Genomic DNA, 13,072 nt, shown 5'->3' with positions numbered 1-13,072 from the left:
CAATGAGTGAACAACGACACATTGGGATAATTGGCGCTGGATTGATGGGGCATGGTATCGCTCTAGTAATGGCTCGCGCAGGGCATACGATATCGATCACTGACCCGATGCCTGCAGCACGGGAAGCACTAATTCAACACATCGCTAAAAGTTTAACAGCACTTGGTGTTTCAGTGATCGAGCAAAAGCCCATCTTGCAGCGCATAGCCGTTTACGAAACACTGGAAGAAACGGTTAAAAATGCCGATGTGGTATTTGAAGCTGCCCCTGAAAAGCTTCCACTCAAACAACAAATTTTTGCGGATATTGAAAGATACGCGCCAGCACATTGCATCTTAGCGTCGAATACATCTGTGATTCAGATCAGCAAGATTATGATTGGTTTGAAAACTCGCCATCGTGCAGTTGGAACCCATTGGTGGAACCCACCTCATATGATCCCGCTGGTTGAAGTGATTAAAACAGAGTGGACAGACAGCACGGTTGCAGACGATATGATGGCACTGCTCACCCATGCCGAAAAAACACCTGTTATGGTAGAGAAGGATGTTCCTGGTTTTATCGGTAACCGCTTGCAACACGCACTATGGCGCGAAGCAATTAGCTTGGTTGAACGCGGCATCTGTGATGCCAAAGCCGTCGACACCGTTATCAAAGCCAGTTTTGGGCGTCGTTTAGCCGTACTAGGACCGCTAGAAAATTCTGACCTAGTAGGTACCGATTTGACCTTAGATATCCATGAAAACGTTTTATTTGATTTAGAAAGCCGCCAAGGCCCCTCTCCTTACCTGCAAAAGCTTGTAGACGAAGGAAAACTCGGCATGAAAAGTGGTGAAGGCTTTCAAAAGTGGACGGCTGAAGAAGCCGATGAAGTACGTAACAAGGTGAGTTCTCACCTAAGTAAGCTGGAAACGATTATCGATAAAAGTTAATAGACTCGAAATCTGAGTCAACATTCGTTTGAACAATCACACCAAAGCGATTTTGGTGTTTGGAGGAGGAACCATGAGTAAATCACACGGATCACGTAGAAACTTTCTAAAAGGAACTGCCGCCATTATGGCCGCGCCTGCCATTCTTAAATACACAAATGCTTATGCTGACAACCCAGTTATTAAAATTGGTCATGTTAGCCCGCGCACTGGCTCTCTAGCGGGTTTTGCCGAGGCAGACGACTATGTATTAGCAGCTATTGCTAAAGCCTTTGAAGGTGGCATTGAAAACAACGGTAAACGCTATACGGTCAAAATCATCTCAAAAGATAGCCAGTCTAACCCTAACCGCGCTGCACAGGTTGCAGCAGACCTTATTCTGCGTGATGAAGTAGACATTATTGTGGCTGCCTCAACGCCAGATACCGTAAACCCTGTCGCTGATCAGGCAGAAGCAATGGAAGTCCCTTGTATTACTACGGATTGCCCATGGCAGCCCTACTTCTTCGGTCGTAAAGGTGTCCCAGGTAAAGGCTTTGACTCGACTTACCATTTCTTCTGGGGCCTAGAAGATGTCATTGGCTCTTTCCTAGACATGTGGGGCAAGACTGGCGTTAAAAAGGTTGCTGGTGGACTATTTCCAAATGACGCGGATGGTAATGCATGGGGTCACCCTGAGCTTGGTTTACCAAAGCCATTAGCAGAAGCTGGCTATAACCTTGTTGTACCAGGTCAATACCAGCCGTTAACTGATGACTTCTCAAGTCAAATTTCAGCGTTTAAAGAAGCGGGCTGTGAAATTATCACTGGAAACATGATCCCACCTGACTTTGCAACGTTCTGGTCTCAAGCCGCACAACAGGGCCTAAAGCCAAAAGTAGTCACTATCGGTAAAGCTATCCTTTTCCCATCAGTGGTTGAGTCACTGGGTGAACGTGGCGATGGTTTGTCGTCAGAAGTTTGGTGGTCACCAAACCATCCATTTAACTCTTCACTGACAGGCGCTTCAGCCAAAGACCTTGCACACGGTTATACCGCAGCATCTGGTCGCCCATGGACACAGCCTATCGGCTTTAAACATGCGCTATTTGAAGTAGTTGCAGATGTGATCAAGCGTGCTGATGATCTTAGTGATCCAAGTGCCATCATTAAAGCGATTGCGGGTACTAAGCTTGACACTATCGTCGGTAACGTCGATTGGTCAAACGGCCCTATTAACAATGTCACCAAGACACCGCTAGTAGCAGGTCAATGGCAGCGTGAAGGCGATAAATTTGATCTTAAGATTGTGGCTAACACATCGGCCCCAGCTATTCCGCTTACTGGTGAACTAAAACTTTTAGGATAATTTAAATCCATGACTGAAATCCTAAAACTGCATAACTTAGGTAAGTCTTTCGGCGCTATCACCGTTGCTAATGAGCTCAGCTTTGGGCTAAAGCAAGGTGAGGCTCTGGGGGTTCTTGGACCTAATGGTGCAGGTAAAACGTCGATGTTTAACTTAATTACAGGGACGCTTAAAGCTGATAAAGGCACAGTGACCTTTGATGGCAAAGATGTTACTCGTATGAGCGCCGCAGACCGTTGTCGAGCAGGCATAGCAAGAAGTTTCCAAGTACCGCAGCCCTTTGTGGGCATGACCGTATTTGAAAACGCCATGGTTGCCGCCACACAAGCCGCTGATATGAAAGGTAGTGCTGCCAAGCAACACTGTTTAGAAGTACTGGAACAAACAGAGCTACTACACAGAGCTAATGCCTTGGCGGGCACCCTCACCTTGTTAGAACGTAAACGTTTAGAGTTAACACGCGCACTCTGTGCTAAGCCCAAGCTATTGCTACTCGACGAAATCGCAGGTGGCCTTACGGAAGCAGAGTGTGTCTCACTTATTTCAACCATCAAAAAGATCCACAAAAGCGGTGTTTCGATTATTTGGATCGAACACGTAGTGCATGCCCTACTCGCGGTCGTTGACCGTTTGGTGGTCATTAACTTTGGTGAACAAATTGCTGAAGGAGACCCTGATACGGTGATGAAGAGTAAGGAAGTACAAGAAATTTACCTGGGGATTGACGCTAATGGCTGACCAAGTACTTAAAACCCACAATTTATGCGCACACTACGGTGACTTTCAAGCGTTGTTTGATTTGGACCTGAGCATTGCAGAAGGTGAAGTTATTGCCATCATCGGCGCCAATGGTGCAGGTAAGACAACACTGATGCGCTCTATTGCTGGGCTTAATAGCAATAATGCAGAGCAAATTGTATACCGTGACGAGCCTATTGGTGCGCTGCGTGCTGACCAAGTAGCTACCAAAGGTATTGCATTAGTCCCTGAAGGACGACAACTATTCCCATCCTTATCCGTTGAAGAAAACTTGATTATTGGCGGACGCGTTGGACGTAAAGGGCCGTGGAACTTAAAGGCGCTTTATCAGCTATTTCCTATTTTGGAAGAGCGTCGAAACCAGCCGTCAACCTCGCTATCAGGTGGTCAACAACAGATGGTGGCTATTGGTCGCGCACTGATGGCTAACCCTGACCTTATTTTATTTGATGAAATCAGTCTTGGACTTGCCCCTGTCATTATCAAAACCATCTACGACGCCCTACCTAACATCATCGATGACGGTATGAGTGCTGTGATTGTTGAGCAAGATATTAGTAAAGCGCTAGCCGTGTCAGCACGATTCTACTGTTTGCAGGAAGGACGTGTAGCACTGGAAGGTGATTCTCAAACCGTTGAACGCGAAGCAATCAGTCGTGCTTACTTTGGAGTGCATTAAACATGGATTGGATTAACGCTCTGATACAGGGAATTCTATTAGGAGGTTTGTACGCGCTATTTGCGGCGGGGCTTTCCTTAATTTTTGGTGTGATGCGCTTAGTGAATATCGCTCATGGTGACTTGATCGTATTGGCAGCCTACCTTGGCTTATCAGTCACCATCATGTTAGGCATACACCCTTTACTCGCCATGTTCGCGGTTGTCCCGATGATGGCAGCCATTGGTTATGTACTGCAACGCGGCATACTCAACAAAACGCTAGGCGACGACCTACTACCACCACTACTAGTGACCTTTGGTTTGTCCGTCATTATCCAAAATGTACTGCTAGAGGTTTACTCGGCTGACCCTCAAAAGTTAGATGCAGGTACGCTTGAGATAGCCAGTATAAGTGTTGGTGACTTATCTATTGGTGTGCTGCCACTGCTTACTTTCGGGATTGCGGTTGCCATTATCGCAAGTTTGCACTGGATGTTTTATCACACATCACTGGGACGTTCGTTCCGTGCGGTATCTGATAATCAAGACATTGCACAACTAATGGGACTTAACCGTCGTCACATCTTTGGTTTAGCCATGGCGTTAGCACTAGCTGTCACAGCCGTTGCGGGTGTCATGCTCGGTGTACGGACGAACTTTGACCCTTCTATTGGTGGTGCACGCCTAATCTTTGGCTTTGAAGCAGTCATTATCGGTGGTCTTGGCAACCTATGGGGAACTTTAGTCGGCGGTATTATTTTGGGTGTTGCACAAACACTGGGCGCGCAGATTAACCCCGGCTGGCAGTTGCTTGCAGGTCACATCACATTCCTCTGCATTATTGCCTTTAAACCACGTGGGTTTTTCCCGAGGGTATCAGGATGAGCATCGAAAACATGCACGTAACACGACGCTCAAAAGCAAGCCTGATTGCCAGTTTTGCGGCCGTGATTATTTTAGTCATTTTGATCTCTGCGCCGCTGTGGGCAGGACGAGCAGACATGCGTTTGATGGCTGAGTTGTTCCTCTACCTATCCTTGGCAACGCTATGGAACTTAATGGCGGGTTATGCCGGCCTAGTTTCCGTAGGACAGCAAGCCTATGTGGGTTTTGGTGGCTATATGCTGTTCTCGCTGACGATGTTTGCGGGACTGAGCCCTGTGGTTGCGCTTATTGGCGTCGCGATACTAGGCGGATTGGTTTCTATTCCAATCGCTGCCTTAGTTTTTCGTTTACATGGAGCTTACTTTGCCATTGGAACATGGGTTATTGCGGAAGTCTTTCGCCTTACCTTCGCTCAAGTCTCTAGTCTTGGTGGTGGCTCGGGAACATCGTTACCGATCAGCATTATCAAGTCCATGGCCGATGGACGAGCAGCGCGTGAGTCTCTCAGTTACTGGCTAGCGCTGGGTGTGATGGTAGCGGTTATATTAGCTGTATACCTTTTCTTACGCTCACGCAAAGGTTTAGCACTGTCTGCTATTCGCGATAATGAACTGGCGGCTTCATCTTTAGGTATCAACATCTGGCGTACAAAGTTCTTGGTATATGTCATCACTGCGGCCTTAACATCGGTTGTTGGTGCTCTGATTTTCCTACAGAAACTACGTATCTCGCCTGATGCAGCATTTTCTGTTAATGACTGGACAGCCTTCGTTATTTTCATCGTGGTTATCGGTGGTATCGGTACGCTAGAAGGGCCCATTATCGGCACACTGGTTTACTTCCTAATGCGTGAAACACTGGCAGACCTTGGCACAACCTACCTGATTGCGCTGGGTGTTGTTGCTATCGTCATTATGTTGAAAGCCCCAAAAGGCCTTTGGGGAATCATCCGAGATCGTTGGGATTTACAACTCTTTCCACTGGGCTATCGCGTCCAAACTACTCAATCAAAGAAAGGAAGCTAATAATGGCTCGCCAAAAGAAAACCATTATCACCTGTGCTATTACAGGTGCTATTCACACACCAACAATGTCAGACGCATTGCCTTACACTGCTGAAGATATTGCTGCGCAAGCCGTTGCCGCATCAGAAGCAGGTGCTTCAATTTTGCACTTACATGCACGTGATCCAAAAGATGGTTCTGTATCACTAAACCCTGATCACTTTGCTGCGTTTTTGCCTAATATCAAAAGCCAAACGGATGCGGTTATCAACATTTCAACAGGCGGCAGTCTTAAAACCACTATCGAAGAACGTATTGCCCCTGCTGAGAAGTTCTCACCAGAGATGTGCTCACTGAATATGGGCTCGATGAATTTTTCATTCCACCCATTGGCTAAGCGCTATGAGTCATGGAAGCATGACTGGGAAAAGGAGTACGTTGAAAATTCGGATACTTACATTTTCCGCAATACCTTTAATGATATTGAAAAAGTTTCTAAGACGCTTGCACCTCACAACATCAAGTTTGAACATGAGTGCTACGACGTTGGTCACTTGTATAATTTGAAGTACTGTGTGGATACTGGTCTATTTAAAGCGCCTATTTTCATCCAGTTTATCTTTGGTATTTTGGGTGGTATTGGGCCAGAAGTTGAAAACCTTATTTTCATGAAGCAAACGGCGGATCGTTTGTTTGGTGATAACTATCGTTGGTCTGTACTGGGTGCAGGTGGCTCTCAGATGTCACTCGCAACAACGGCTAGCCAAATGAAAGGTAATGTCCGTGTTGGTCTTGAAGACAGCCTATTTATCTCACGTGGTGAGCTTGCTGAGAGTAATGCACAGCAGGTTGCTAAGATTCGTCGCATCATTGAAGACCTAGGTTGCGAAGTGGCTACGCCTGATGAAGCACGTGAAATACTTGATCTTAAAGGCGGCGATAATACTAACTTCTAAGCATTATCACTTAAGCGGTCTGCTTTCTTTAAGCTAGCCGCTTAAACCTTTTCACCCGTGGTAAGCACCCGATACGCTCTTGCTACAATCGTAGTAATCACAAACAACAGTGCACAAACACAAACAATCGTCGGCCCTGTCGGCGTATCAAAGTAGTAAGACGATTGAAGCCCTGCCAAACCACAAAACGCACCGATACCAGCTGCTACAATAGCCATTGTTTCCGGCGTCTGACTAAACGCCCGCGCTGTGGCAGCTGGTACAATCAACATAGCTGCTATCAACAACACCCCAACCACTTTAATAGCCACCGCAACCACAATCGCTAGGGCAATCGTTAAAATCATTTGCTCCTGCTTAGGTTTAAAACCACTGGCAAGTGCTAAGTCAGCGTTTAATGTCGATAGTAAAAGCCCCGACCATCGCCATATAATTAAGAACAGCACCGTGGCAGCCCCACCCCAGATCAATAACAGGTCGCTTTTGCCTACCGCCAAAATATCACCAAATAAATACGACATCAGATCAATCCGCACACCCGATAAAAACGACACAGCCACCAGGCCGATGGCCAAGGAAGAATGTGCCATAACACCGAGCAAAGTATCCATAGCAAAGCCACGGCCACTCAAGCTGGATACGGTAATGGCCATGATCAAGCACATAGCTAATACACCGACAAATATAGGCAATGAGAATGCCAGTGATAGCGCCACACCCAACACCGCAGCATGAGCGGTAGCATCACCGAAATAAGCCATTCGACGCCAAATCACAAAACATCCTAACGGCGCAGCGGCCAGAGCAACACCGACACTAGCCAACATGGCACGGACTAGAAAATCATCAAGCATTTGACACCTGCTTTAAGTGAGAATGAGAGTGGTGACCCTGATGTAAATAAAGCGCCGCTTCGCTTTCTTGATCAAGACCAAATAGCGCGTGGTACTCTGGTGAGTCGCTAACAACCTCTGGTTCACCCTGACAGCAGATATGACCATTTAAGCAAATCACACGATCTGTCTGTCGCATCACCACATGCAGTTCATGACTAATCATCAGAATGGCGCAACCAAGATTCTTTCTGACGCTGGCAATCTGTCGGTAAAAATCTGCTGAACCACGGTGATCCAAACCCTGCGTTGCTTCATCCAACAACAATAGATCAGGGTTACCTAGCAAAGCACGCGCTAACAACACCCGTTGAAACTGCCCACCCGATAAATCTATGATCTGCTGCTTGTCTAGCTCAGGCACACCGGCATGAGCCAAGGCATCTGCGACCGTTTTTTTGGAATGCCCACTTGGCAAATTCATAAAGCGTCTTACTGTCATAGGTAAGGTTTCATCAATATGTAAACGTTGCGGGACATAGCCAATGCGTAACCTATATTTTTTCGTCAATATACCTGAAGTAGGGGTAATCGCCCCTATCAAAGTCTTGAACAAGGTCGTTTTCCCCGAGCCATTAGGACCAAGAATCGTTACAATTTCTTTTGGACTAATCGAAAAACTAATGTCTTTCAGAATCGATTTCTTACCGATATGAACCGACAAATTGTCGCATTCAATTAACATACATGCATACCTGACAACGTTTAAAAAAGGCACTGTACAGTAAAGACTTATTTGAATATCATTTACTGAGCTAATTATGATATGTTATAACGTATCAGTTATATTTTCTATTCAAATTTCTTTTATCTCAAAATTGTAACTATACAAAGGAGAACCCAAATGCGCCGTTCTATAGTCGCCTGTGCAGCCTTACTTGGCCTATCACTCAATGCCCATGCGGCACCACCTTCCGTTGCCGTAGATATTGCTCCATTACATTCACTGGTTAGCCAAGTGATGGGCAGTGTAGCAGAACCTACACTCATCATCCCTGCTGAATCTTCCCCTCACCACTACACACTTCGCCCTTCACAAGCTAAAGCACTAGCAAGTGCAGACGTTGTTTTTTGGATTGGCGAAGGATTTACGCCTTGGCTTGAAAAGTCATTAGATAACCTTGCCAGTTCAGCACAAAAAGTCGAAGTTTTAGAGATTGAAGGCACGACAACTCACGGCTACCGTGAAGGCGCTACTTTTGAAAAACACGAACATGATGACGAGCACGAAGAAGAAGGTCATGACGATGAGAAAGAACACAAAAAAGACGAACATCATGATGAGCATGACGGCAATGACCCTCATGCATGGTTAGATCCTGAAAATGCAAAAATATGGGTAAAACACATCAGCGACGTTTTATCAAAGCAAGACCCTGAAAATGCAGCGGCTTATAGCAGTAACGCAACAGCAACAATCGCCTCATTGGATGCAATGATCGTGTCTACTCGCACGCAGATTGAAGCACTTGGACAACCTAAGTTCATTGTGTTCCACGATGCCTATCAGTATTTTGAAAAACGTTTTGGTATCTCAGCAGCAGGTTCTATTTCACTGGGTGATGCAGAAGACCCTAGCCCAGCACGTGTTAAAGAGATCCAAGAAACCGTTAAAAAACTAGGTGTTAACTGCATCTTTACCGAGCCTCAGTACAATGCTGGCTTGGTTAAAAACGTCTTTGCAGGCACTAGTATCTCGACGATTGGCGTGATGGATCCTTTAGGTGCGAGTATCTCCACTGGCAGTGGTCATTATCAAGCGTTGATACAGGCTATGATAAACAGCATCAGCCAATGTAAGTAAGTGGTTTCCTAACCCGATGGCAGTCGCTGTCGGGTTATCTACCCTACTAAGTCCATTCAGTACTCCTCCTCGGTCAATCAAATTACCCAGTTCTTGTGCAGTTTTAAGTTTTTTGTAAAGACGGCAACTTCCCCTCATAAAAACACTAGACTATAACTATCTTAAATCAGCCTAGTGCAATCACGTGGAAGTACCCTTATGAAGATTCAATCACTCTTATTTTCAGTCGCACTGCTTTCGGCAGCAGCCAATGCTGAACAACCTAGCTTTACCCTTGGCGCTGCCACGACACAACTCAATGCAGGACTTAACGACTGTGGTTCTCGCTCTCGCGTCAGTGCTGTTGGCCAAATAACGTCAGAAAACGGAAAAGTGTGGACAGTACCAGCTGCAACCAACTTTGAAACCGCTACCAAAGCAAGCGACCTATACAACGAATGTGGTGGTGAAGAACTCAGATCAACTAGCCAGCTACAGCTTGATAAAGTCCCAGTCATCGACGCTGGTGGCTCAGAAACATTCACCGCCTATATATTTGCTGACAACTACTTCGAGCTATTTATTAACGGCAAACTCATTGCTGTAGACCCGGTAGTCTTCACCCCGTTTAACTCAAATGTTGTGAGATTTAAAGCTGATCGCCCGTTTACCGTTGCTGTAAAAATGGTGGACTGGGAAGAAACGTTGGGCTTAGGAATGGAAAGTAACCGTGGTACAAGTCTTCATGCGGGGGATGGTGGACTAGTTGCTCAGATTCAAGATGCAGATGGCAAAACGATTGCAATTACTGATGGCAGCTGGAAAGCACAAACGTTTTATACAGCACCGATTGTTGATCGCTCATGTTTAGTAGTCGATGGACAAGCACGTGACAGCTCAGCTTGTGATGACCAGTCTGTAAAAAGCGCTGCAAGCACATCAGCAGCACATTGGGAAATCCCGGAAAACTGGGCAAACTCAGACTTTAATGACAGCGCATGGCCTGCTGCAACAACGTTTACTAACAACACTGTTGGCGTTAACAACAAACGATCTTATACCAACTTTACTGACCTGTTTGATGCGAAAGACGCTGATGCACAGTTCATTTGGTCTTCTAACCTTGTACTCGATAACTTAGTGCTGCTTAGAACAACGGTGAAATAAATAGCGACCTAAAATGATAAAAGCTAACGTATTGTCCAAGGAACTTGGACAATACGTTTAATGAAGATATTAAAGCTTATACACCGCTGGCTTGGGCTAATCTTGTGTCTTACGTTGTTGAGCATGAGTCTTAGCGGCACATTACTTATTTGGAAGAAGGAATATCTGTGGCTAAGCATGCAGCAAGCGCGTGCGCCACTTCAAGCGGATACAGCATCACTGGCGCTGGCTATTGATAAAATATCATCGCACTACGCTGCAAATGAGCTACTGCTTATCCAAATTCACCATGAAGGATTGGCGCTACACAAGGTGGTTCTTGATCAAAGCAAACGTGCTTTGTATAGCCAACATGGCGAACTGATTGAGCAATGGAGTGATAACGGCCGCGTTGAAGACTGGCTATTAGATCTACATCATCGCTTTTTACTCGGCAATACTATCGGTCTAAACATTGCTGGTTTTAGCGGACTATTTTTAGTCTTAGCAATGGCAATCGGGTTAATCATTTGGTGGCCACGTCGTCGTGCACTTAAACTAGGAATATTTCCATCCAAGCTCAGAGGCATTAGAAAAGGCGAACTCATTCGCAGTCATAGCAACCTTGGGTTTATGAGCTTTATTCCTATTCTGCTTATCTGTACTACAGGGACTTTTCTTACCTATCCCGACCAATCAAAAGAGCTTTTAGTAGAACCATATATCTCTGAAGGTGATTATCTTTTATCAGACGGCCCGCTCGACACACTCACAGGCAAAGAGTTTATCAGCTGGTCACAAGTGGTCACGCGTGCTCTCTCTCAACACCCAAACGCGACCGTCCGCTGGGTATCACCAGAGTCAGAAACAAGCCCCTATCGTATCATTGGCTTACAACAAGCTAATGGATGGAATAGCAGCGGTCAAACAACTGTCTATATCGACGCTCGATCAGGGGGTATGGAGCTCAATATGGATGACACTAAGCGCCCAAGTATTGAGCGCTTATATGACTTCGCTTACCCACTACATACCGCAAAACTAGGGCTGTGGTATCGGATTTTATTAACGATCTTTGGATTCAGCTTATTTACGCTGGGCCTATTAGGACTCATGTCCTACGTCAAAAAACGTTAATACGATTAATTACCGGTGCTTTTATAAAATTTCAAACAGTAGTTCCAAAACAGAATGGCTAGAGAGAACATAAAGAACCCTACAAAAGGAGCGACATGCATATATATTGCAGGAAACTCAGCCATGTCTGGCTTACGCAATATGATCCAAAAAACCCTTAGGACGTTTGTTAAGCCTGAATTCTTTTCTCATGTTTTACATTCGACCACATACGACATTTCTTAACCTTCTCTTTGAGTATCAACTGTTCGACACAACTATTATAAACATTAAGAACAGGCAACTAATGGTGGAAACATGTATGACCCAATAAAGGATGGCATAGAGAAAAGTAATCAGTCGGTAAAATACCAAGAAACCAAGCCGCCTAGTGACATTGCTAATCTCGTACACAATTTCTGGGAACTAAAGACAGATGCGCCCTTAGTAGATGACTTTCAGTATCACGCCCTGCCTGATGCCTGTGTAAACATTCTTTTTAATCTACAAGACACCGATATTGCTGGCGTCACTGCACTGAGAACCACCTATGAAACCCTAAACCTAGGAAAGGATTTTCATTATGTCGGCATTCAATTCTACCCAGGGGTATGGCAAGGAGACCTTAGTGAGACGAGTGATAGCTATGTCGGTACACCCTACCTTGGTGACTTGCCGCTCATTGAAACCAACAAAAAACTAACAAGTGTCGACTTTCTTGCTCAGCAGCCCATTTTCTCAGCGTTAGTCTCACAACTGGCCGAGCAGAAACTCGTTGCCGTCAATACTGTGACTCAAAAGCTTCTTGAAAACCTTGATGCTATCCACACTGTCACTGATATGGCTAAACTAACGCATATGTCATCGCGCCAATTACAACGCAATCTTAAGCAGTCAACAGGGTTTTCGCCTCATGATTTTTTGAAAGTCATCCGATTGCAGCAGTCATTCAAACAGCATTATCTAGATGCCTATAGTGACCAATCACACTTTATTCATTCGTTCCGTAAAATCACAGGCTACACGCCCGCTGAGTACTTCCGAAAGTATGATGTCTGATTTATACAATCCACACGATTGAAGCCTCGTTACTATGATCTCACTGACACATAAACAAGGAAAAGATCATGAAACAGAATGCAATCGGATGGTTTGATATTTACGTAAACGACATGGATAGAGCTGCGGCATTTTACCAAACAGTCTTAGAGCGAGAGCTTGAGAACATCGGTGACCCAACAGACAGTAGCGTTATTATGAAAAGCTTTGTAACGGATATGGAAAACTACGGCGCTGGTGGCGCGCTTGTCAAAAGAGAAGGCGCTGGCCCTGTTATTGGCGGCACTATCGTTTACTTTGGTACTGAAGATTGTGCGGTCGAAGAGTCACGCGTAGCAAGCGCTGGCGGAAAAGTGATTAACCCTAAAATGTCGATTGGTGAGTTTGGTTTTGTTAGCGTGTGCATGGACACGGAAGGGAATTTGTTTGGTCTTAGTTCGATGAAGTAATTAGCAGAATACCCGCCTTATGCAACTCTAGCTATAGGCGGGTTCTGTATAAAACCACATGGTTGCATCATCTAAGTATGCA

14 protein-coding genes are annotated in these 13,072 nt (G+C 45.4%); 12 read left to right on the top strand and 2 right to left on the bottom strand.

Annotated elements, in window-relative coordinates; genetic code table 11:
- Positions 1 to 2 precede the first annotated feature (2 nt).
- The 7 genes from DKT75_RS18020 to kce all read left to right on the top strand — a co-directional run bounded on the left by DKT75_RS18020 (position 3) and on the right by kce (position 6,544).
- On the top strand, positions 3 to 932 hold the full coding sequence (locus DKT75_RS18020; RefSeq protein WP_109825383.1) for a 3-hydroxyacyl-CoA dehydrogenase family protein: 930 nt from the start codon (positions 3 to 5) through the stop codon (positions 930 to 932).
- Between the two features lie 73 nt (positions 933 to 1,005).
- Positions 1,006 to 2,280 carry an ABC transporter substrate-binding protein gene (locus DKT75_RS18015; RefSeq protein WP_109825381.1) on the top strand — a complete coding sequence of 425 codons (1,275 nt, stop codon included), beginning with the start codon at positions 1,006 to 1,008 and terminating at the stop codon, positions 2,278 to 2,280.
- A gap of 9 nt (positions 2,281 to 2,289) precedes the next feature.
- Positions 2,290 to 3,018 carry an ABC transporter ATP-binding protein gene (locus DKT75_RS18010; RefSeq protein WP_109825379.1) on the top strand — a complete coding sequence of 243 codons (729 nt, stop codon included), beginning with the start codon at positions 2,290 to 2,292 and terminating at the stop codon, positions 3,016 to 3,018.
- Positions 3,011 to 3,718, top strand: a complete 708-nt coding sequence (locus DKT75_RS18005) for an ABC transporter ATP-binding protein (RefSeq protein ID WP_109825377.1) — start codon at positions 3,011 to 3,013, stop codon at positions 3,716 to 3,718. Before DKT75_RS18010 ends, DKT75_RS18005 begins: the two co-directional genes overlap by 8 nt.
- A 2-nt stretch (positions 3,719 to 3,720) precedes the next feature.
- On the top strand, positions 3,721 to 4,584 hold the full coding sequence (locus tag DKT75_RS18000) for a branched-chain amino acid ABC transporter permease (RefSeq protein ID WP_109825375.1): 864 nt from the start codon (positions 3,721 to 3,723) through the stop codon (positions 4,582 to 4,584).
- Positions 4,581 to 5,609 (top strand): branched-chain amino acid ABC transporter permease, encoded by a 1,029-nt coding sequence (locus DKT75_RS17995; protein WP_109825373.1) that lies wholly within the window; start codon positions 4,581 to 4,583, stop codon positions 5,607 to 5,609. Before DKT75_RS18000 ends, DKT75_RS17995 begins: the two co-directional genes overlap by 4 nt.
- A gap of 2 nt (positions 5,610 to 5,611) precedes the next feature.
- Positions 5,612 to 6,544: a 3,5-dioxohexanoate:acetyl-CoA acetone transferase gene (gene kce, locus DKT75_RS17990; protein ID WP_109825371.1), complete on the top strand. Its 933-nt coding sequence runs from the start codon at positions 5,612 to 5,614 to the stop codon at positions 6,542 to 6,544.
- Positions 6,545 to 6,585: 41 nt separating this feature from the next.
- Here kce and DKT75_RS17985 read toward each other — a convergent pair whose 3' ends face one another.
- Positions 6,586 to 7,398, bottom strand: coding sequence for a metal ABC transporter permease (locus tag DKT75_RS17985; protein WP_109825369.1), 813 nt, complete (start codon positions 7,396 to 7,398; stop codon positions 6,586 to 6,588).
- A complete protein-coding gene (locus DKT75_RS17980) occupies positions 7,391 to 8,122 on the bottom strand; it encodes an ATP-binding cassette domain-containing protein (RefSeq protein ID WP_109825366.1) in 732 nt (243 codons plus the stop codon). Before DKT75_RS17980 ends, DKT75_RS17985 begins: the two co-directional genes overlap by 8 nt.
- Before the next feature lie 159 nt (positions 8,123 to 8,281).
- Between DKT75_RS17980 and DKT75_RS17975 the strand changes: the two genes are divergently transcribed.
- The 5 genes from DKT75_RS17975 (at position 8,282) to DKT75_RS17955 (ending at position 12,990) form a co-directional block, all read left to right on the top strand.
- Complete coding sequence (locus tag DKT75_RS17975) at positions 8,282 to 9,241, top strand: zinc ABC transporter substrate-binding protein (RefSeq protein WP_109825364.1); 960 nt, start codon at positions 8,282 to 8,284, stop codon at positions 9,239 to 9,241.
- A gap of 198 nt (positions 9,242 to 9,439) precedes the next feature.
- Positions 9,440 to 10,387: a hypothetical protein gene (locus DKT75_RS17970; protein ID WP_109825362.1), complete on the top strand. Its 948-nt coding sequence runs from the start codon at positions 9,440 to 9,442 to the stop codon at positions 10,385 to 10,387.
- A 60-nt stretch (positions 10,388 to 10,447) separates the two neighbouring features.
- Positions 10,448 to 11,503, top strand: a complete 1,056-nt coding sequence (locus DKT75_RS17965; RefSeq protein WP_109825360.1) for a PepSY-associated TM helix domain-containing protein — start codon at positions 10,448 to 10,450, stop codon at positions 11,501 to 11,503.
- A 297-nt stretch (positions 11,504 to 11,800) separates the two neighbouring features.
- Entirely contained in the window at positions 11,801 to 12,541 is a 741-nt protein-coding gene (locus DKT75_RS17960) for a helix-turn-helix domain-containing protein (protein ID WP_109825358.1), read from the top strand.
- Between the two features lie 68 nt (positions 12,542 to 12,609).
- Complete coding sequence (locus DKT75_RS17955) at positions 12,610 to 12,990, top strand: VOC family protein (RefSeq protein ID WP_109825356.1); 381 nt, start codon at positions 12,610 to 12,612, stop codon at positions 12,988 to 12,990.
- Positions 12,991 to 13,072 lie beyond the last annotated feature (82 nt).

It is taken from the genome of Leucothrix arctica (genome assembly GCF_003172895.1).
Taxonomy (GTDB): Bacteria; Pseudomonadota; Gammaproteobacteria; order Thiotrichales; family Thiotrichaceae; genus Leucothrix; species Leucothrix arctica.
Note: the sequence above shows the minus strand (reverse complement) of the source record. Positions and strands in the feature narration are given on the sequence as shown.